At 71.3% G+C, this 18,932-nt stretch carries 16 protein-coding genes; 8 read left to right on the top strand and 8 right to left on the bottom strand.

What is annotated here, in order from left to right; genetic code table 11:
• Window positions 1-40: 40 nt before the first annotated feature.
• Together ACGFIV_RS00675 and ACGFIV_RS00670 are read right to left on the bottom strand one after the other, a co-directional pair.
• Window positions 41-682, bottom strand: a complete 642-nt coding sequence (locus ACGFIV_RS00675) for a TIGR04282 family arsenosugar biosynthesis glycosyltransferase (RefSeq protein ID WP_358552089.1) — start codon at window positions 680-682, stop codon at window positions 41-43.
• On the bottom strand, window positions 679-1,335 hold the full coding sequence (locus tag ACGFIV_RS00670) for a glycosyltransferase family 2 protein (RefSeq protein WP_358552091.1): 657 nt from the start codon (window positions 1,333-1,335) through the stop codon (window positions 679-681). The genes ACGFIV_RS00675 and ACGFIV_RS00670 overlap by 4 nt, the downstream gene beginning before the upstream one ends.
• Before the next feature lie 93 nt (window positions 1,336-1,428).
• Between ACGFIV_RS00670 and ACGFIV_RS00665 the strand changes: the two genes are divergently transcribed.
• The gene (locus tag ACGFIV_RS00665) at window positions 1,429-2,847 is read left to right on the top strand and encodes a hypothetical protein (RefSeq protein WP_358552093.1); all 1,419 of its coding nucleotides are present in this window, start codon (window positions 1,429-1,431) and stop codon (window positions 2,845-2,847) included.
• Window positions 2,848-2,936: 89 nt separating this feature from the next.
• On the opposite strand, the gene ACGFIV_RS00660 is transcribed toward ACGFIV_RS00665, so the two are convergent.
• Window positions 2,937-3,923: an NAD-dependent epimerase/dehydratase family protein gene (locus ACGFIV_RS00660; protein ID WP_358552095.1), complete on the bottom strand. Its 987-nt coding sequence runs from the start codon at window positions 3,921-3,923 to the stop codon at window positions 2,937-2,939.
• A gap of 425 nt (window positions 3,924-4,348) precedes the next feature.
• On the opposite strand from ACGFIV_RS00660, the gene ACGFIV_RS00655 reads away from it, so the two are divergent.
• From ACGFIV_RS00655 to ACGFIV_RS00635, 5 genes are all read left to right on the top strand, one after another.
• Window positions 4,349-5,701: a molybdopterin-dependent oxidoreductase gene (locus ACGFIV_RS00655; protein WP_358552097.1), complete on the top strand. Its 1,353-nt coding sequence runs from the start codon at window positions 4,349-4,351 to the stop codon at window positions 5,699-5,701.
• Between the two features lie 17 nt (window positions 5,702-5,718).
• Window positions 5,719-6,216, top strand: a complete 498-nt coding sequence (locus ACGFIV_RS00650) for a hypothetical protein (protein WP_358552099.1) — start codon at window positions 5,719-5,721, stop codon at window positions 6,214-6,216.
• On the top strand, window positions 6,213-8,066 hold the full coding sequence (locus ACGFIV_RS00645; RefSeq protein WP_358552101.1) for a glycoside hydrolase family 15 protein: 1,854 nt from the start codon (window positions 6,213-6,215) through the stop codon (window positions 8,064-8,066). Before ACGFIV_RS00650 ends, ACGFIV_RS00645 begins: the two co-directional genes overlap by 4 nt.
• Before the next feature lie 262 nt (window positions 8,067-8,328).
• Complete coding sequence (nth, locus tag ACGFIV_RS00640; protein ID WP_358552103.1) at window positions 8,329-9,096, top strand: endonuclease III; 768 nt, start codon at window positions 8,329-8,331, stop codon at window positions 9,094-9,096.
• A 290-nt stretch (window positions 9,097-9,386) separates the two neighbouring features.
• Window positions 9,387-10,037 (top strand): CoA pyrophosphatase, encoded by a 651-nt coding sequence (locus ACGFIV_RS00635; protein ID WP_358552105.1) that lies wholly within the window; start codon window positions 9,387-9,389, stop codon window positions 10,035-10,037.
• 136 nt (window positions 10,038-10,173) lie between these two features.
• Here the strand turns inward: ACGFIV_RS00635 and ACGFIV_RS00630 are convergent, their stop codons facing one another.
• Window positions 10,174-10,788, bottom strand: a complete 615-nt coding sequence (locus ACGFIV_RS00630) for a HEAT repeat domain-containing protein (RefSeq protein ID WP_358552107.1) — start codon at window positions 10,786-10,788, stop codon at window positions 10,174-10,176.
• Window positions 10,789-11,143: 355 nt separating this feature from the next.
• Here ACGFIV_RS00630 and ACGFIV_RS00625 point away from each other — a divergent pair, with 355 nt between their 5' ends.
• Window positions 11,144-12,334: a MarP family serine protease gene (locus tag ACGFIV_RS00625; RefSeq protein ID WP_392830662.1), complete on the top strand. Its 1,191-nt coding sequence runs from the start codon at window positions 11,144-11,146 to the stop codon at window positions 12,332-12,334.
• A gap of 46 nt (window positions 12,335-12,380) precedes the next feature.
• Here the strand turns inward: ACGFIV_RS00625 and ACGFIV_RS00620 are convergent, their stop codons facing one another.
• The 4 genes from ACGFIV_RS00620 to acs form a co-directional block, all read right to left on the bottom strand.
• Window positions 12,381-12,881 (bottom strand): DUF309 domain-containing protein, encoded by a 501-nt coding sequence (locus ACGFIV_RS00620; RefSeq protein ID WP_358553162.1) that lies wholly within the window; start codon window positions 12,879-12,881, stop codon window positions 12,381-12,383.
• Between the two features lie 43 nt (window positions 12,882-12,924).
• On the bottom strand, window positions 12,925-13,851 hold the full coding sequence (locus ACGFIV_RS00615) for an alpha/beta hydrolase (protein WP_358553160.1): 927 nt from the start codon (window positions 13,849-13,851) through the stop codon (window positions 12,925-12,927).
• 8 nt (window positions 13,852-13,859) lie between these two features.
• A complete protein-coding gene (locus ACGFIV_RS00610; protein WP_358553158.1) occupies window positions 13,860-14,396 on the bottom strand; it encodes a phage holin family protein in 537 nt (178 codons plus the stop codon).
• Between the two features lie 494 nt (window positions 14,397-14,890).
• Window positions 14,891-16,867, bottom strand: coding sequence for an acetate--CoA ligase (gene acs / locus ACGFIV_RS00605; RefSeq protein ID WP_358553156.1), 1,977 nt, complete (start codon window positions 16,865-16,867; stop codon window positions 14,891-14,893).
• A gap of 407 nt (window positions 16,868-17,274) precedes the next feature.
• Between acs and ACGFIV_RS00600 the strand changes: the two genes are divergently transcribed.
• Window positions 17,275-18,246: an oxidoreductase gene (locus tag ACGFIV_RS00600; protein ID WP_358553154.1), complete on the top strand. Its 972-nt coding sequence runs from the start codon at window positions 17,275-17,277 to the stop codon at window positions 18,244-18,246.
• The last annotated feature ends 686 nt before the right edge of the window (window positions 18,247-18,932 follow it).

Below are 18,932 nucleotides of genomic sequence, written 5' to 3'. Positions count from 1 at the left end.
GCCTGCGCACCGAGCCGTTCAGCCCGCCTCCCCGTCATGGTCAGTGCGCGGCCATGCTCATGCGCACGGCGTCCAGCGTCGCGGCGAACCTGGTGCCGGGGGCCTGCGCGGCGACGTGGAGGGCGTCGGCGAAGGTGTCGACGTCGTGCAGTTCGGGCAGCAGGGCCAGGCGCAGCCCGGCCTGGCGCAAGCGCTTGAGCTGGGCCGCTCCGGTGCCCGGTCGTGACATGGGCACGCCGAGTAGCAGCGCGGGGTCGGGGCGGCGCAGGCCGAGGAGCCAGAAGCCCCCGTCCGCGGCGGGACCGTACACCGCGTCATGCTCGGTCAGCGCGTCGGCGGCGGCTTCGAGCAGGGACGGGGTGAGCTGGGGGGTGTCCATCCCGACGAGCACGGTCGGCACGGGGTGCAGCCCGTGGGCGTCGGTGAAGGCGGCCGCGAGCCGCTCGTCCAACCCACGCCCGCGTTGCGGGATCACCGTGAAACCGGGAGGCAACCAGGGCCCTGGCAGCCCTTGGAGGGCGAGGACCTGGTGCGGCGCGCACGTCGCGGCCACTGTGTGCAGGGTGTCCTCCAGGGCGGCGGCCGCGAGCCGGGCGGCCTGTTCCTCGGTGCAGGGCGGGCAGAGCCGGGTCTTGACCTGGCCGGGTACCGGCTCCTTGGCGATGACCAGGATCTGCGTCACGCGGTCTCCCTGATGACCCGCCGCATGTCGCCGATGGCGCGCACGGTGCCGCGTACCGTGCCGGTGACCTTGGAGCGGCCCGCGCGCGGAAGGTAGTCCACCTCGGCCTCGGCGATCCGCCAGCCGTCCGCGGCGGCGCGCAGCACCATCTCCAGCGGGTAGCCGAACCTGCGGTCACGCAGGGCCAGGGCGAGGAGCCCGGTGCGGCGGGCCGCGCGCATCGGGCCGAGGTCGTGCAACGCGGCCCCGGTGCGGCGGCGCAGCCGGTGGGCCAGCAGGGCGTTGGCGGCGCGCGCGTGCGGCGGCCAGGCGCCGGGCGACCGGGCGATCCGCCGGCCGAGCATCAGGTCGGCGTCTCCGGCTCCTACGGGCCCGGTCACCCTGGGCAGTTGCCGCGGGTCGAGGGAGGCGTCGGCGTCCATGAAGGCGACGATGTCCGAAGTCGCGGCCAGCAGCCCGGCGTGGCAGGCGGCGCCGAAACCGCGCCGCGGCTCCACGATCACCCGGGCCCCAAGGCCGGTGGCGATCTTCACCGAGTCGTCTGCCGACCCGTTGTCCACCACGATGGGCCGGTAGCCGGCCGGCATGCGCTCCAGGACCCAGGGAAGCGCGGCCTCCTCGTCCAGGCACGGTAGCACCACGTCGATCTCCATGGGTCCGACGCTAAGGCAGGGCGGGCCTGAGGATTCTTACGGCGTGGTGACGCCGTCTTCAAAATAAGTGCAGCTCAGACCTACTGTTACGGTGTGGCGGAAAGATCGGGTCGGTGGACGACCGGCACGCGTACCCGTACCTGCGAGGCGGGGAACCCCGGTGGCCCCCGGACGCGCGGGGCGCTCGCCGGGTGGGGGGCGCTGATCGCCGGCTGCTTCGCGGTGGGGGCGGTCCTGCACGCGCTCGGCGTGCTGCGGATCGATCACCTGCCGCCGCTGCACGCGCACTTCCGGGTGCTCACGGTCACGCTGCTGCCGGCGGTCGCCTTCGCGGTGGTCGCCGTACGGAACCTGCCGGGATGGGCCGGGCAGGGCGGGTTCGGACGAGCCCTGCTCGTCGCCTGCGGATGCGCGCTGGCCTGGACGATCTTGCTGGCGATATCGGCCGACGGACTGGCCGCACCGTTCACTCACCGCGAGGAGTACCTAGCCGTGCTGCCCGCGGTGGGCCACGACCCGCTCGGCTGGCTGGCGACCTTCACGCAGCGGCTGCCGGAGTATCCGACGCACGTGCGCGGGCATCCGCCGCTGCCGGTGCTCGTGGTGTGGGCGCTCGCCGCCGTGGGCCTGGGCGGGCCGCTGTGGGCGGCGATCCTGGTGATCCTCGCCGGCTGCTCGGCGACGGTGGCGATCGGGCTCACCGTACGCCGCCTGGCGGGGGAGGACGCGGCCCGGCGGGTGCTACCGTACCTCGCCCTCACCCCGGCCTCGGTCTGGATCGCCACCACGATGGACGCCTTCTTCGCCGGTGTCGGCGCGTGGGGCGTCGCGCTCCTGGTGCTCGGCCGGAGCACCACGACCAGGACGTGGTACGCGGCGGGGGCGGGGGTGCTGCTCGGCGCACTGCCTTACCTCAGCTACGGGCTGGTCCCTTACCTGGTGATCCCGGCGAGCGTCGCCCTGCTCGCCCGGCTGCCGCGCCCGGCGGTGCTCGCCGCCCTGGCCGGGGCGGCGGCCGTGACGGGCCTGTTCGCGGCGGCGGGTTTCTCGTGGCTCGCCGGGGTGGCGGCCACCCACGCGGAATGGGCGGCCGACCCGGGCGCCGCCCGCCCCTACCTGTACTTCCTGGTGGCGAACCTAGCCGTCCTCGCCCTGATCACCGGCCCGGCCACGACCGCGGGCCTCGTCCACGCGGGGCGCCACCTCACCCACTGCCCGGCCGTCACCGCGGTCTGCGGGAATCCTCGTGCCCACATCCCTATGGCCGGGATCGTGGCCGCCGTGATGAACCTGGCACGCCGCCACGGGATCGCCGCCGTGGTGGCCGCGGCGCTGGTGGCGGTGCTGGCGCTGGACGTCAGCGGGGTGACGCGGGGGGAGGTGGAGCGCATCTGGGTGGCCTTCGCCGTGTGGATCGGCCTGTCGGCGGCGTACGCTCCCGGCCGCCGCATGCTCGCCGCGCAGGCTTTGACCGGTCTGCTGCTGCAAGGGCTGGTCGCATCTCCCTGGTGACCGGGGCCATCCCTCTCACGTCGCCGACACGATCCGCGACCCGGCGTGACGCCTTCTTCGTCGCCCCGCCGGGACCTCACATGGGCGAGTCAGGCAAGAGGAGCGCCGGCGAACTCCTTCATGCCCTCGGCGAAGGTGGTGCGCGCCCGGAAGCCGAGTTCCTCGGAGGCCCGGACGGGTGAGGCCACGATGTGCCGGACGTCGCCGAGCCGGTACTCGCCGGTGAGGACGGGATCCGGGCCGCCCCGCTCGGCGGCGAGCGCGGCGGCCATCTCGCCGACCGTGCGCGGCTCGCCGCTGGCGATGTTGTACGCGGCCAGGGCTCCCGGCGTGCCGCCGGACAGGGCGGCGAGGTTGGCCCGGGCGACGTCGCGGACGTGCACGAAGTCGCGCCTTTGCCGGCCGTCCTCGAAGACCCTCGGCGCGCGTCCCGCCTCCAGCGAGGACCGGAAGATCGCCGCCACGCCGGAGTAGGGCGTGTCCCTGGGCATCCTCGGCCCGTAGACGTTGTGGTAGCGCAACGCGACCGCCGTGCCGCCGGTCTCCCTCGCCCAGTTGGCGGACAGGTGCTCCTGGGCGAGCTTGGTGGTGGCGTAGGCGTTGCGCGGGTCGGCGGGCGCGTCCTCGCCGATCGTGACGGGCGTCGCGGGGGAGCCGCACCGGGGGCAGCGCGGTTCGAACAGCCTCCGCGCCAGGTCCGCTGCGGCACGCGGGCCCGGCCGCACCCGCCCGTGCCGGGCGCACTCGTAGGCCCCCTCCCCGTAGACGACCATCGAGGACGCCAGCACCAGCCGCCCGGTACCGTGCCCGGCCATCGCCGCGAGCAGTACGGCGGTGCCATAGGCGTTGACCGACGTGTACTCCGGCAGATCGGCGACGTCCACGCCGAGCCCGACCTTGGCCGCCTGGTGCACCACCGCCTCCACACCGGGGAGCACTTGGTCCAGGACGGCGGTGTCGCGCACGTCGTCCCCGTTCCGCAGGTCGATCCCCGAGACGGCGTGCCCGGCCTCCTCCAGCGCCTCGACGACATGACTTCCGATGAACCCGGCCGAACCGGTCACGAGTACCCTCACCCGGCCGACGGTAGGCCCCATCCCACAAGCCGGGGCGCAATGGCCGAGGAGAGTTCGAAGGCCGTAAGAATTCTTGGCCGACACCGGCGGCGGCCTTTCCTGGACTCCAGACACTGAACCAGGGTGGTGGCCCACACCATCCCGGCCATGGTGGCGACTTGCCCGTCCGCGAGCACTGGAATGCGGAGGCGCTGACGAAGCTCGGTGTGTCAGGGGACGTCCGGCGCGGGTCGAGGTTCAGATGGCGGTGGCGCCGACCAGGACGCCTGCGGTCTTCCGCTGCTCCCGCTTGGGGAAAGCCATTCCCCCGGAGACGGAGTATGACGGAAAACAGGGCGTGGTCCGACTTTGGCCGACGGTATTCACGGTGAGAACTGGCGGTAGGTCGGTGGCCGGCTCCTGCCTGCGCCGGCTTCGGGGGGATCATGTCGGATGCGTCGGACGGGCGCCGTCACCATCAGGGTCGGTCTGCGGCAAGCAGGCCCGGCGCGCGGCTGAGGGCGTACCTGCGGGGGCAGGAGCGTCCGCCGGGCCCGTTCCGGCCGGAGTTCTGGCGCAGTCCGCTGCGTGGCCCGTGGCTGACCTCCGTGTTCGGGCTGGTGCTGCTGGTCGGGCTTCCGCTGGTGGCCATCACGGGCCTGATCTCGTACGCCGCCTATGATCCCCGGCTACCGGGCAACGACCTCACGCCGGAAAGAGGGCTGTTCGGCTTCTATCTCTTCGACTGGCCGACCAGCCCGGTCTGGCTCTACCGCGTTACCCAGGGCGTGCACGTCATCCTCGGCCTGACGCTGGTGCCGATCCTGCTGGCCAAGCTGTGGTCGGTGATCCCCAAGCTGTTCACCTGGCCGCCGACCGGCACCCCGGCGCAGACGCTCGAACGGGCCAGCCTGCTGCTCCTGGTCGGCGGCGCGGTCTTCGAGTTCGTCACCGGCATCCTCAACATCCAGCTCTTCTACGTCTTTCCCTTCTCCTTCTACCCGGCGCACCTGTACGGCGCATGGATCTTTCTGGCCGCGCTGGCGGTGCACATCGCCATCAAGCTGCCCCGGCTGCTCACATCCCTGCGATTCCGCAGCTTCCGTCAGGAACTGCGCACATCTCTGCGCGACACGCGCCCGGAACCACCTGACCCCGACGGCCTGGTCGCCGCCGCTCCCGCGCCGCCGACCATCTCACGCCGGGGCCTGCTGGCCTTCGTCGGCGGCGGCTCCCTGACCGTACTCGGCCTGTCGGCCGGGCAGACGATGGACGGCCCGCTGCGGCGTACCGCGCTGCTCGCCCCGCACGGGCGGTACTACGGGTCCGGGCCGAACGACTTCCAGGTGAACAAGACGGCGGCGAGCGTGGGCGTCGTCGCGGCCGAAACCGGGCCCGAGTGGCGGCTGACGGTGCATGGCGCCCGTCAGGTGCGGTTGTCGCGTGAGGAACTGCTGGCCATGCCGCTGTACACCTACCGGTTGCCGATCGCCTGCGTGGAGGGATGGTCCACCGAGCAGACGTGGACCGGCGTCCGGCTCACCGACTTGGCACGTTTGGGCGGGGCGGACGGCGGCGCGGGCGTCTACGTCCGCTCGCTGCAGCGGGGCGGTGTGTTCAGCCACGTGTCGCTGAGCCCGGGGCAGGCGACCGATCCCCGTTCCCTGCTGGCGCTGCGGGTCAACGGCGCCGACCTGTCGCTGGACCACGGGTTCCCCGCCCGGATCATGGTGCCCAACGCCCCCGGCGTGCACAACACCAAATGGGTGCGCGAGCTCGACTTCCGGGCCCCGCCATGAGGGGCGGGATCAGTGCCATGAGGGGCAGGATCGGCGAGGCGCGCCGGCGGGCGCGAGAACGCTATGGCGCCGGTCTGTGGCACCTGTTCGCACTGTTCGCCTGCTTCGGGGTGGCCGCCTACGCCCTCACTCGTGTCATCGCCGCCGGCATCCTGCTGGGATTCCTGCTGTGGTTCCTCGGAGCCGTGATCCTGCACGATCTCGTCGTCCTTCCTCTCTACTCCGCGGCGGACCGTCGCCTACAGCGCCTCCCAGCGGTGGGCGATAGGCGACCGGGGCCGTCGGTCGACTACCTGCGGGTACCGGCGGGGCTGTCGGGGCTGCTGCTGCTCATCTGGTTCCCCCTCATCCTGCGCGCGTCCGAGTACAACTACCGGAAGGCGACGGCCCTGAGCACCGACCCGTACCTCGGCCGATGGCTGCTGGTCACCCTGGCGCTCTTCGCCGGGTCCGCACTCGTCTACGCCGTGCGGCGCGCGGCCGGCGGCCGCCTGGCCGGCAGGGCGCACCGGTGAGCACCCGGCCGATCGGCGACTACGCGATGGTGTCGGACTGCCGGTCGGCCGCCCTGGTGAGCCGCGACGGCTCGGTGGGCTGGCTGTGCCTGCCTCGCTTCGACAGCCCCGCGATCTTCGCCCAACTGCTCGATGACGATGCCGGCCACTGGGCGCTCGGTCCGGCCTGCCCGGCCGAGGTCACCCGCCGCTACGTCCCCGGCACCCTGGTGCTGGAGACCACGTTCCGTACCCGTGAGGGCACGCTGGTCCTGACGGACGCGCTCGCACTGGGCGCCGGGGAGCGTGGGCACGATCTGGGAGCGTCCTCCGCCGGGCTGGTGCTGCGGCAGGTGACCTGCGTCGAGGGCAGTGTGGCCGTGGACATGGCCTACGCGCCGCGTCCGGAGTTCGGCCTCGTCCACCCGCTGATGCAGCCCGTCCGCGGCGGTCTGATCGCGCGCGGCGGCGCGACCGCGCTGACCCTGTCCAGCCCGGTGGAGTTGCGGGTGAGCGGCTCCGTGGCGGACGCCGCCGTCACCTTGCGGGCCGGGCAGAGCCTCGGCTTCGCGCTTCAGGCCGGCTGGGCATGGGACCCCGATCCGCCGTGCCGCACCTCCCGCGAGGTACGGCGCAGGGTCAAGGACACCGTCCGGGGCTGGCGCTCCTGGTCACGGCTGCACGCGAGCTACGAAGGCCCCTGGCGCGATCTGGTCGAGCGCAGCGGCAGAGTGCTGAAGGCGATGACGTACGCTCCCACCGGGGCCATCGTCGCCGCGGTCACCACTTCCCTGCCCGAGTGCATCGGCGGGGAGCGCAACTGGGACTACCGCTACACCTGGGTCCGGGACGCCAGTTTCACCCTGCAGGCCCTGTCCACCGCCGCCTGCGAGATCGAGGAGACCGCCTTCTTCGGCTTCCTGGCCCGCGCCTCGGCCACCCAGCTCGATCGCGGCGCCGATCTGCAGATCATGTACGGCGTCGGCGGCGAACGCGACCTGAGCGAACGACGCCTGCCGCACCTGCGCGGCTGGCGCGGCAGCTCTCCGGTGCGGGTCGGCAACGACGCCTGGCGCCAGGCTCAGCTCGACGTCTACGGGGAGTTGCTGGACGCCGCCCACCAGACCTACTGTGACACCGGCCCGTTCGACCCGTTCACCCGCGCGATGCTGGTCGGGGTGGCCGAAGCCGCCGCCCGTCGCTGGCGGGAGCCGGACCAGGGCATCTGGGAGGTCCGCGGGCCCAGCCGGCACTTCACGCATTCCAAGCTGATGTGCTGGGTCGGGCTGGACCGGGCTATCGCGCTCGCTCCGCTGCTGGAGGCAGGCGGGCGCGTCGGTGACTGGACGCGCGTCCGGGAAGAGATCCGCGCCGCGATCCTGAGCCAGGCGTGGAACCCGCGGATCGGCGCCTTCACGCAGACGTTCAGCGGCACCGGCCTGGACGCCGCGCTGCTGGTGATGCCGCTGGTGGGATTCCTCGCCCCGGACGATCCACGGGTCCGGTCCACCGTGCGCGCCATCGCCACCGGCCTGAGCGACGCCCGCGGCCTCGTCCACCGCTACCACGCCGCCGACGGGCTCGCCGGACAGGAGGGCACGTTCCTGCTGTGCACCTTCTGGCTCGCGCACGCCTTGGCCCTCACCGGCGAGCGACCCGCGGCCAGAAGGGTGTTCGAGACCGCCGTCTCCTATGCCAACGACGTCGGCCTGCTCGCCGAGGAGGTCGACTCGGCCACCGGAGAGCCGATCGGCAACTTCCCGCAGGCTCTCAGCCACATCGGCCTGATCAACGCAGCCCATGCCATACGTGACACATCTCGATCTCGTAGGACGATGAGCGCGTACCCAGGTACCGGATGCAACCCCTGAACGGTGCGACATTCGTAGCGTAATGGCCTTCGATGCTCGGCGGCCCAGGCTAGTCAGTGGCGGTAGCGTCTGCTGGCGGGACAGCACTTGCCGACGGGCGCCCCGCTGTGCAGGAGCCGCCGGCGCGCCCGCACGCCGGACCGAACCAAAACCTACGCCCACCCGCCGGCACTCCAACGCCGGGAACAACCGCCGTCGAGCGCCTTGGCGGACATGGCGGAGCGCGGCGCCTGCGATGCGCCGAGGTCTTACGCTGGACGCCATGGCGACGCAGGTGGTGACCCCGGGGCAGAGGGCGAAGCGGTTCCAGAACGAGACCCGACTGGGTTTGGTGCGGCGGGCCCGCAGGATGACCCGGATCTTGGCCGAGACCTACCCCGACGCGCACTGCGAGTTGAACTTCAACACTCCGTTCGAGCTTCTGATCGCCACGGTGATGTCGGCGCAGACCACCGATGTGCGGGTGAACATGGTCACCCCGACTCTGTTCGCCAAGTATCCGACCCCTGAGGATCTGGCCGCGGCCGATCCGGAGGATGTTGAGGAGATCATCAAGTCGACCGGTTTCTTCCGGGCGAAGACGAAGGCGATCATCGGGTTGTCGGTGGCGCTGCGGGACAGGTTCGCAGGTGAGGTGCCCAGGACCTTGGTAGAGATGGTCACTTTGCCGGGGGTGGGGCGCAAGACGGCCAATGTCGTGTTGGGGAACGCACGTGATCCTAAAACGGGAGAACCCTTCGACGTGCCCGGGATCACGGTGGACACCCACTTCCAGCGGCTCACCCGCCGCTTCGGGTGGACGACGGAGACCGACCCTGTCAAGATCGAGCACGCCGTGGGCGACCTGATCCCCAAGAGCGAGTGGACGCAGATGTCCCACTATCTGATCTGGCACGGCCGCCGCATCTGCCACGCCCGCAGGCCGGCCTGTGGCGTGTGCCCGCTCGCGAGCCTGTGCCCGTCCTACGGCGAGGGCCCGACCGACCCCGCCCAGGCGTCGAAGCTCGTCCGCACCGGCCCGTTCTCATGACCGACCGGCCCGCCCCGCCGCGTCATGACCGGGGTGCCCGGCCCGTCCCGTCGCGTCCGTAATGGGGCGATCGGCCCGCCCCCTCGCGTCCGTACCGGGGCGATCGGCCCGCCCCGTCGCGTCCGTACCGGGGCGATCGGCCCGTCTCCCCGATGTGGCCGCCCCGCCCGCACCGGTCCCTGATCGGCCCGTCTCGCGGGGCCGTCGGGCGTCACGTGTCTGTGCCTCCATGGGCCATCTTGGGGAAGCAGCCGGGTGCCGCTGATGTTGCTCCCCGCAGGAGGTATCGCATGACTGCGCCCGTGCCCGGCTGGCTGAACGACCTCGCGGCCAGCGCCCCCGACCGTCCCGTCCCCGCCCCCATGCGGCCCCCGCTCGACGGCGGGCGTCACGCGGCGGTCCTGCTGCTGTTCGGCGAGTCGGCCGACGGGCCCGACGTCCTGCTCATCCAGCGCAGCGCGAAGGGGCGCAACCACGCGGGTCAGCCCGCGTTCCCCGGTGGAGGGGTGGATCCCGGCGACGGCGGCCCCGTGGGGGCCGCTCTGCGCGAGGCCGAGGAGGAGACGGGCCTCGATCCGAGCGGCGTCCACGTGATCGGCACGTTGCCGGAGCTGTACATCTGGCGGAGCGACAACCGGGTGACGCCGGTGCTGGGCTGGTGGCACACGCCGAGCACGGTGCATGCCGCCTCGCCCGACGAGGTCGAGGCGGTGGCACGCGTGCCGATGGCGGAGCTGGCCGACCCCGTCAACCGCCTGCGGCTCCGCTTCCCTGGCGGTTACACCGCCGGGCCGGCCTTCCGGGTGCGGGGCATGCTCGTCTGGGGCTTCACGGCGGGCGTGCTCGACGACGTGCTGGCGGTAACCGGGTTCGAACGGCCCTGGGACGACGACCGCATCGAGGACCTGCCACCCGAAGTCCTCAGACTCGCCCGGCGCTGACGGACCCCGGCCCCCTGCGGAAGGCTCCCGCCGAAGCCCTGCGGAAGCCCTGCGGAAGCCCTGCGGAAGCCTCCGCGGAAGGTTCCTGCGGAACCCTCTGCGCGAGGCCTGGCTCGGGGGGCCTGTTCGGGAGCCTCTACGGGAGTATCAGGCCCAGCGCCGCCCAGTCGGCCACGTCGTCGTCGGGGTCCCTGGCGAGCCGCCGCAGCGCCGCGAGCCCGGCCGGGTCCGCCGGACGTCCAAGGACGTGCGACAACGCGTACGCCGCCCCGTAACGCACGGTGGGATCCTGGTGGGTGGCCAGCTCGATCACCGACGGCAGGGCCCTCGGGTCACGCAGGTGCCCGAACGCGATCAGCACAGCGTGGAGCACCCGTACGTCGTCGTCGCCGGCGGCCAGGTAGCGCAGGACGGAGAGGGTCTTGTCGACGAACGGACGCTGCGGCGCGCCGAGCTCTCCGAGGATGTCCACGCCCAGCACCCGCTCGGCGCGGGAGTCGCTCCCACAGAGCCTCCTGGCCTCGGTGAAGGTCTCCAGATCGCCCTTCGCGTGAAGGGCGCCCACGGCCTTCCACCTGATCGGGCCGTCCGGGTCCTCGTCGTCGAGCGCGAGCGCGATCAGCTCGCCGACGCCGCGCGCTGCCAGGCCGTGGCTGGTGGGCAGGCCGGCGCCCTCCCATCGGAGAGGCGCGTGCTCGCGCGGCCTTCCTAAGCTCGGCTCCCTGACGTTCGCCGGTGTCGGTTCGAGCACGTCTTCCCACCCTTGGTGTCGTTCCTCCGTGTTCCCCGGCCTTGAGCTCCGAGGGCTTTCCGTCCCCACTTCTCGCACGTCGGCGGATTGGGATGTTCGTACGCCGGCCTGGCTGGGTTCATACGCGTCACCCGGGTTATGGCCGCTTACATTCCCTGTGGCAGGCTCGTGTGGGTTTGCCGGGCCGGGCCGGGCGCCGGTGCCGGTGCTCCCGTGGGAGCGGCCCCCGGTGCCTGTGCCCGTGCCGGGGTGCCCGTCCGTACGCCTGTCGTTCGACCCCCCGATCGATACCATGCGGCAACGATATCGAGCCAACGGGTGCACGGCTTGTGGCCGCGCTGGATACCGTTGAAGCGTGAGCGGCGATCTCCTCGACTTCATCCTGATTGTTCTCGTGATTGCCTTTGCCGTTTCCGGCTACCGGCAGGGGTTCATCATCGGGGCCTTCAGCTTCCTCGGTTTCGTCGGGGGAGGTTTTCTCGGGGTCCTGATCGCGCCGCCGATCGCGCACGCGGTCGTCAGCGCCTCCACGGAGCAGGCGTTGCTCGCCATCGTGATCGTGTTCCTGGCGGCGGTCGTCGGCCAGTTCGCGTCCTCCACGATCGGCGCGGTCGTCCGCAGCCATGTCACCTGGGAGCCCGCCCGCACGGTCGACGCGGTCGGCGGCACCTTCACCAGCGCGCTGTCCGTGCTGGTCATAGCGTGGCTGATCGGCTCGCTGCTCTCCGTCGCCCCCTTTCCATGGTTGCGGCAGCAGACCAACGGCTCGCTGCTGCTCCAGACCGTCGACACGGCGATGCCCGAGCAGGCCAAGGACTGGCGGCTCTCCTTCAAGAAGTTCGTGGACACCTCGGAGTTCCCGCAGGTGTTCAACGCGATCGGCGGCGGCCAGTTCGTCGACGTCCCGCCGCCCGACGCGAGCGTGGTCAAGGGGCCCCAGCTCCAGAAGGCCCGCCGCGCGATCGTCAAGGTCCAGGGCACCGCGCCCGCGTGCCGCAAGCGCATCGAGGGCACCGGGTTCGTCTTCGCGCCCCACCGCATCATGACCAACGCGCACGTCGTCGCCGGGGTCACCCAGGAGCTGCGGGTCACCGACGAGAACCGTGTGGGGCATGACGCCCAGGTCGTGCTCTACAACCCCGACAGGGACATCGCCATCCTCTACGTCCCCGACCTGGACGTGTCGCCGCTGAAGTTCGACTACACCGCCGAGAGCCAGGACGACGCGATCATCGCGGGCTTCCCCAAGGGCAAGGGGTTCACCACCAAGCCGGCCAGGATCCGCGTCAAGCAGAACGCCAAGGCGTCCGACATCTACTCGCGCAAGACCGTCACCCGCGAGGTCTACGCGATCCGCGGGCTGGTGCAGGCCGGGAACTCCGGCGGCCCCCTGCTCACCCCCAGCGGCCAGGTGTACGGGGTGATCTTCGCCGCGGCGACCGACGAGCCGGACACCGGGTACGCGCTCACCGCCGCGGAGGTACGGCCCGACGCCGACGACGGCAGCGGCGCCCTCGCGCGCGTCGACACCCAGGACTGCGACTAGCTGTACTCGGTCAGCAGGTCGGTGACGCGCCGAGGTCGGTGCTCGATCAATGGCCGCGTCCGGGGAGCTTCAGGATCTCGGCCACGCGGGTGATCGCGGCGCCGGGATCGGACGCCGGGTGCTCGGCCAGGTCGCGGGCGGTGCGCGCCATCTCGTCCAGGTCGAAGGGCTGATCTCGCGGGGGTTCGGGCGCGTATCGCGCGATATTGTCGGCACCACGGTTGAGCAGGGTGGCGGCCCCCCGGGCGTTCCCCCGCTGGATGTGGGTGAGCCCGACACAGACCTGCGCCAGTCCCTGCCAGAGTTCGCGCTCCTCCGCCGGTCCGGTCTTCCAGCGAGCCTCCAGCACCTCGTGGGCATGGAAGGGCCGTTCCTCGGCGAGGTAGCGGACCGCGTCGGCCACGGCCTGGCCGGCGCCGGGCGCGTAGTCGTCGGGGACCCGCTCCACACCGGGCACGCCCTTAGGCAGGGGACGGCCCAGCGCGTCCCTGGGACGGGCGTTACGCGGCCGTCCAGCGGGATCCCTGTCTCGCCCCACCTGGCTCATCGTCGCTCCGTCCCGGCCTCTGGAAGCCGCCCGCCTGGTGCCCTCACCGGTCGGGCTCGGGGTCGCCGAGCCAGCCCAGCAGCTCCGCGTCGAACTGCTCGGGGCGCTCCTCGTGCGGGAAGTGCCCGGCGCCCTCGATGAGCCGCCAGCGGTACGGCGCGGCGACGTACCTGCTGGAGCCCTGGGCCGTACGCGGCAGCGTGCAGGGGTCGAGCGAGCCGTGCATCTGCAGCGTCGGCATCTCGATCTCGGTGCGCATGAGCCTGCGGTAGCGCATGCCGTCCGGCCGGAGCTGCGAGCGTACGAACCAGCGGTGGTACTCCAGCGCGCAGTGGGCGACCGTGGGGATGCGGAACACGTCCCGGTACGTGCCGGCGACGTCCTCCTCGGGCCACTCGGGCCCCGACCAGGCGTCCAGCAACTGCCCGACGCGCGAGGCGTTGTCCTTGGTCAGCCACCGCTCGGGGAGCCACGGAAGCTGGGAGCCGAAGAGGTGACCGCTGGCCTTGAGCTGCCCGAAGGGCTGGGTCAGCATGGCCTGGCGCAGCCGCAGGGGATGCGGGGCCGAGACGGTGACCAGGCGGCGCACCGCCTTGGGGTCCGTCGCCCCCATCGTCCACGCGACCAGGCCGCCCCAGTCGTGGCCGACCACGACCGCGCACGTCTCGCCGAGCGCGCGGATCAACCCGGAGATGTTGCCCGCCAGCGCGGGCAGGTCGTACCCCCGGGGAGGCTTGTCGCTCGCCCCGTACCCGCGCAGGTCCACCGCGACGGCCCGGTACCCCGCCTCCGGCAGGGACACGAGCTGGCGGCGCCAGGTCCACCAGAACTGCGGGAAGCCGTGCAGCAGCAGCACCATGGGCCCTTCACCGGCCTCCGCGATGTGGAACATCCCGTTCCCCGCGTGGACGGAGCGATGGGTCCAGGGCCCGGGTATCCGGGCCAGCGACTCGTCGGGACGCGTGCTCATGGCGTAGCTCACGGCCGGGGGCTCGTATGCCCGGGGTCGGGGAGGGAGTCGGTCTCGTCGGTCACGGGCACGCGGTGGTGGCCGACCTGCCCCGCCGTGGGGCCACGGTAGGGCTCGGGTACGCGCGTGGGGCCCGTGCCCACCAGGGCGTCGAGCTCGTCGTCGTGCGTGCCGCCGTTCTTGAGGTTCTTCAGGCTCCGGGTGGTGCGCTTCATCCCGGCGAGGCCCTTGAGCCTCCGGTAGCCGACGAAGGCCAGCAGCAGGGCCACGATCAGGTAGAACGCGGTCACGATGGTGAACGCCAGCCACCGCATCATGCCGAGCTGCACGAGCCCGTAGGCGATCGCGAACGACGCGAGGATCAGGCACAGGTGCAGCATGAACGCGGCCACGCCGAAGAGCCCGGCCGCCGTGCCTACCCGTTTCGCGTCGAACTTCAGCTCGGCCTTCGCCAGCTCGATCTCCGAGCGGACCAGGGTGGATATGTGGTGGCTCGCCTGGGCGACGAGGGCGCCGAGCGATTCCTCCTCGGGAGGAGCGGCCATGTGTGCTCTCCTAACGGAAATTCCGGACACATTCATCTTGTGCGATGGTGCTTATCGTCGCGCCTCGCCGTCCGGTCCGCGGGTTCGGACGCGCACATGAGGCGAGATCGCCACGGCGATCGGGCTCGTGATGCGCGCTCCCCGCAGGCACGGCGGCCCCACTCCTCCGACAGTCTGGCCAGACCCGGCCGTACGGACAACCACGCGCCACCTAATATGCCCGGGTACTTCCCGATCGTGAGGCCGGCTATCACGATCACCGAAGATCCGTCGGATCCGTCAGATCCCGTCGGATCGGTCGGATCGGGTCGGACGGCAGAACCAACCGGACATCTAGGCACGACCATCCCCAGACTACTGAACGTGATCGCGGTACGGCCCTGCCGGGTCGCACGAGCGGTTTCGTCCAGGACGCGCGGAAGGCGCGGACCCGCAGCCGGGTCCGCGCCTTCCTCCCGTACCGCCGTACGGCGAGGCCGGGGGCCTCTCAGGCGTCAGTCCTCGGTCGAGGCCGAGGGCAGCTTCTCGGAGATCAGGTTCATCACAGAGCTGTCGGCCAGAGTGGTGACGTCGCCGATGCTGCGGTTCTCGGCCACGTCGCGGAGCAGACGGCGCATGATCTTGCCGGAACGGGTCTTCGGAAGCTCGGGCACCACCAGGATCTGACGCGGCTTGGCGATCGGGCCGAGCGCCTTGGCCACGTGGTCGCGCAGCTCCTTGGCGATGTTCTCGCCCTCCTCGGCGCCGCCGCGCAGGATGACGAACGCCACGATGGCCTGACCGGTGATCGGGTCGGTGGCGCCCACGACCGCCGCTTCGGCGACCTTCGGGTGGGACACCAGCGCCGACTCCACCTCGGTGGTCGAGATGTTGTGACCGGACACGAGCATGACGTCGTCGACCCGGCCGAGCAGCCACAGGTCGCCGTCCTGGTCGCGCTTGGCGCCGTCTCCGGGGAAGTACATCCCCTCGAAGCGCGACCAGTAGGTGTCGGCGTAGCGCTTGTCGTCGCCCCAGATGCCGCGGAGCATCGACGGCCACGGCTCGCGGACCACCAGGAACCCGCCGCCGCCGTCGGGCACGGACCTGGCCTCGTCGTCGACCACGTCGGCCACGATGCCGGGCAGCGGGCGCATCGCCGCGCCGGGCTTGCCTGAGGTCACGCCCGGCAGGGGGCTGATCATGATGGCGCCCGTCTCGGTCTGCCACCACGTGTCCACGACCGGGCTGCGGTTCCCGCCGATGTGCTCGCGGTACCAGACGTACGCCTCGGGGTTGATCGGCTCCCCGACGGACCCGAGGACGCGCAGCGTCGACATGTCGTACTTCGCGGGGATGTCGTCGCCCCACTTCATGAACGTGCGGATCGCGGTGGGGGCGGTGTAGAGGATCGTCACGCCGTACTTCTGCACGATCTCCCAGAAGCGCCCCCGGTGGGGGGTGTCGGGCGTGCCCTCGTAGATGACGCTGGTCGCCCCGTTGGCGAGCGGGCCGTACACGATGTAGGAGTGGCCGGTGACCCAGCCGATGTCGGCGGTGCACCAGTAGACGTCGGACTCCGGCTTGAGGTCGAAGACCGCGTGGTGCGTCCAGGCGACCTGCGTGAGGTAGCCGCCGGTGGTGTGCAGGATTCCCTTCGGGTTACCGGTCGTGCCGCTGGTGTAGAGGATGTAGAGGGGATCCTCGGCGTCGTGCTGCACGGGCTCGTGCCGCTCGCTCTGCCGGTCGACCAGCTCGTGCCACCAGATGTCCTTCTCCGTACGCGCGACGTCCTGGCCGGTCCTGCGGACGACGAGCACGTGCTCGATGCCCGGGCACTCGGCGACGGCCTCGTCCACGGTCGGCTTGAGCGCGCTCGGCGCGCCCCTCCGGTAGCCGCCGTCGGCGGTGATGACGAGCTTGGCGTCGGCGTCCTTGATGCGTCCGCTGAGCGCGCTGGCGGAGAACCCGCCGAAGACCACCGAGTGGATCGCGCCGACGCGGGCGCACGCGAGCATGGCGATCGGCAGCTCGGGGATCATCGGCATGTAGATCGCGACCCGGTCGCCCTTGCCCACGCCCAGCTCGGTCAGGGCGTTGGCGGCCTTGCTGACCTCGCGCAGGAGGTCGGAGTAAGTGAGCGTGCGGTTGTCGCCGTCCGGCTCGCCCTCCCAGTAGTACGCCACCTTGTCGCCGCGCCCGGCCTCGACGTGACGGTCGACGCAGTTGTAGGCGACGTTGAGCGTGCCGCCCAGGAACCACTTGGCGAATGGGGGATTCCACTCCAGAGTGGTCTCCCAGCGCTGCCCCCAGCTCAGCCGGTCGGCCGCCTTTTCCCAGAAGCCGAGACGATCGTCCGCCGCCTCGTCGTAGGCGTCGGCCGTGACGTTCGCGGAAGCCGCTAGGTCTGCCGGGGGCGCGAAGCTCCGGGTCTCTTGCAGCAGGTTCGACAGCGTCTCCTGGGTCTCGCGACCAGGGGTTTCCGGGGCCACAACGTACTCCTTCACATGGCCTGGCTCGATCGGGCTGGGTCCCACTTCACCAGGCTGGGGGTGGCGGGGACAAGAGGTGGGACCGGCCGTGCCGTTCGGTGATCATGTCTGACGTGGTTCACAACCGACTTTACAGACAGTCACAAAAACGACGCATTCGGTGCGGGAATGATATCTAACAATAAATGTGACAGGAGCCGGAGCGGGTTTCCGTGGACCTCGTTGAACGGTCCGAACCGCGCGCCGAACGGTTCACCGCATTCGCCGGGCGCCGTCGTCTTGACTCCGCGCGGGCCCGCTTCTGAACCGAGTGCGACTTTGCTCACACTCCCCTGGACTTCCCTTGACCCCTTGTTGACCTGCACTGCCGTCGGGACAGACTGTACTCGCGGGTAAGGTCGGGAGGCGTGAGCGACCCTCTGGCTGTCATCGCCCGGCTTCCTGGCGTCCCCGAGGCCGTACAGGAGGCCCGTACGGCCGTCGACCGACTCTACGGGCACCGCGTGCTGCGCCGGCGCGGGCCGGAGGTGTCGGCCGAGTCGGCCCTTCGCGGCGCGCGGGCCTCGGCGGCCCTGGAGGGCGCCGACATCCCGCTGGAGTCACTGCGGTCCGGCATGGCCGGGTCGCCCGTCGCCCAGGGGGCCCTTCGGGCGTCCTCCGAGGTGGGGAGGCTGTCCAAGACCTGGCGTACGGCCCCGCGGCAGGTGCTGGCACGCCTGCACGCCGTGGCCGCCGCGGACTTCTACCGGGAGCCTTCCGGGCCTGGTGCCGCGGGACGGCCCGGAGAACCGGGTGCGGGCCCTGGGCTTACCGGGATCGATGCCTGCCATGGGTTCACCGGGCGTGATGTGGGCGGTGGGTTCCTCGGGTCTGATGTCGGCGGTGGGTTCGCCGGGTCAGGTGGCGAGGGGGGGTACGCCGGTCCCGCCGACGGCGAAGAACCGCTGGGGCGGCCCCGCACAGGCCCCGCGACGTCCGACCTGCTCGGCCTCGGGCCGGCGCCCGCGGCGGAGGTCGCCGCGGCCCGGATGGCCTCGCTCGTGGCGCTCCTCACGACCCCCACGAAGGCTCCCGCGCTGGTGCTCGCCGCCATCGTCCACGCCGAGCTGGTGGTGCTCCGCCCGTTCGGGACCGCCGACGGCCTGGTGGCGAGGGCGGCCGAGCGGCTCACGCTCGTCGAGTTCGGCCTGGACCCCAAGTCCCTGGTGGCCGTCGAGGTCGGTCACGCCGATTCGGGAGAGGCTTACAGGGAGGGCCTTCGGGGGTACCTGAAGGGGACCTCTGAGGGCGTCGCGGGCTGGGTACGGCACTGCGCAACGGCTGTGGAGCTGGGCGCTCGCGAGTCCACCGCCATCTGCGAAGCGCTCCAGCGAGGCTGACCCGGCACGCCCTCCGGGGCCGCGCCTGCCTGAGACCGTCCTGTGGGCCGGCGATTTCGGTCCTGGCCTTGGCGTGGTCGGCGCGTGGCCGGGTTCGCCGAAACCCGCATGCGCAAGCGCAGGATGTTCTTGGGGTCTGGGGCGTGTGCGCGGAAACATCTTCGCCGGAACGGTGCGAGGAAGCCAAATCTTGCGTTGCTGGCGAGGGAACGCGAAAACCTTTGTACACAAGCGAACGGCGTCCCTGGTCTGGGACGCCGTCGCCAGTACGCCACGCCGGGTTACCAAGCGTGCACCTCAAATCGTCTGAGCGGGTCAAGCCCGTCTCGACGCGCCTCCCGCGGCTGGTCGCGCGTGGGTGCCCGGCGGCCGTACTCGGACACTAGGTCCGTGCCACCTTTCTACGTCCGATCCGGCCTGATGGGAACCCCCCGGAGCAAGACCTTTACTGAGTTGTGGAGTGCTCTGACCCCGGCGCGGACGGCTTCCCAGGTAAGCCGCAAAGCCTTGTCGCGCCGCAGTTGCCGATCTTCCTGACATCAGCGTGTGAATCCACCCCGATCACCGAGTGTGATCGGACTCCCATGGCCGTTTTTCGCACACTTCCAGTAGCCGCTCCGCTACGGCGAAAAAAAACTAGTGAAAAACAGAGATTGCTCCTCGACGGAACTTGAGTTCATCGGGCA

The organism is Sphaerisporangium sp. NPDC049003 (genome assembly GCF_043197795.1).
In the GTDB taxonomy this organism is placed as follows: domain Bacteria; phylum Actinomycetota; class Actinomycetes; order Streptosporangiales; family Streptosporangiaceae; genus Sphaerisporangium.
This window is presented reverse-complemented; position numbering and strand designations above follow the sequence as displayed.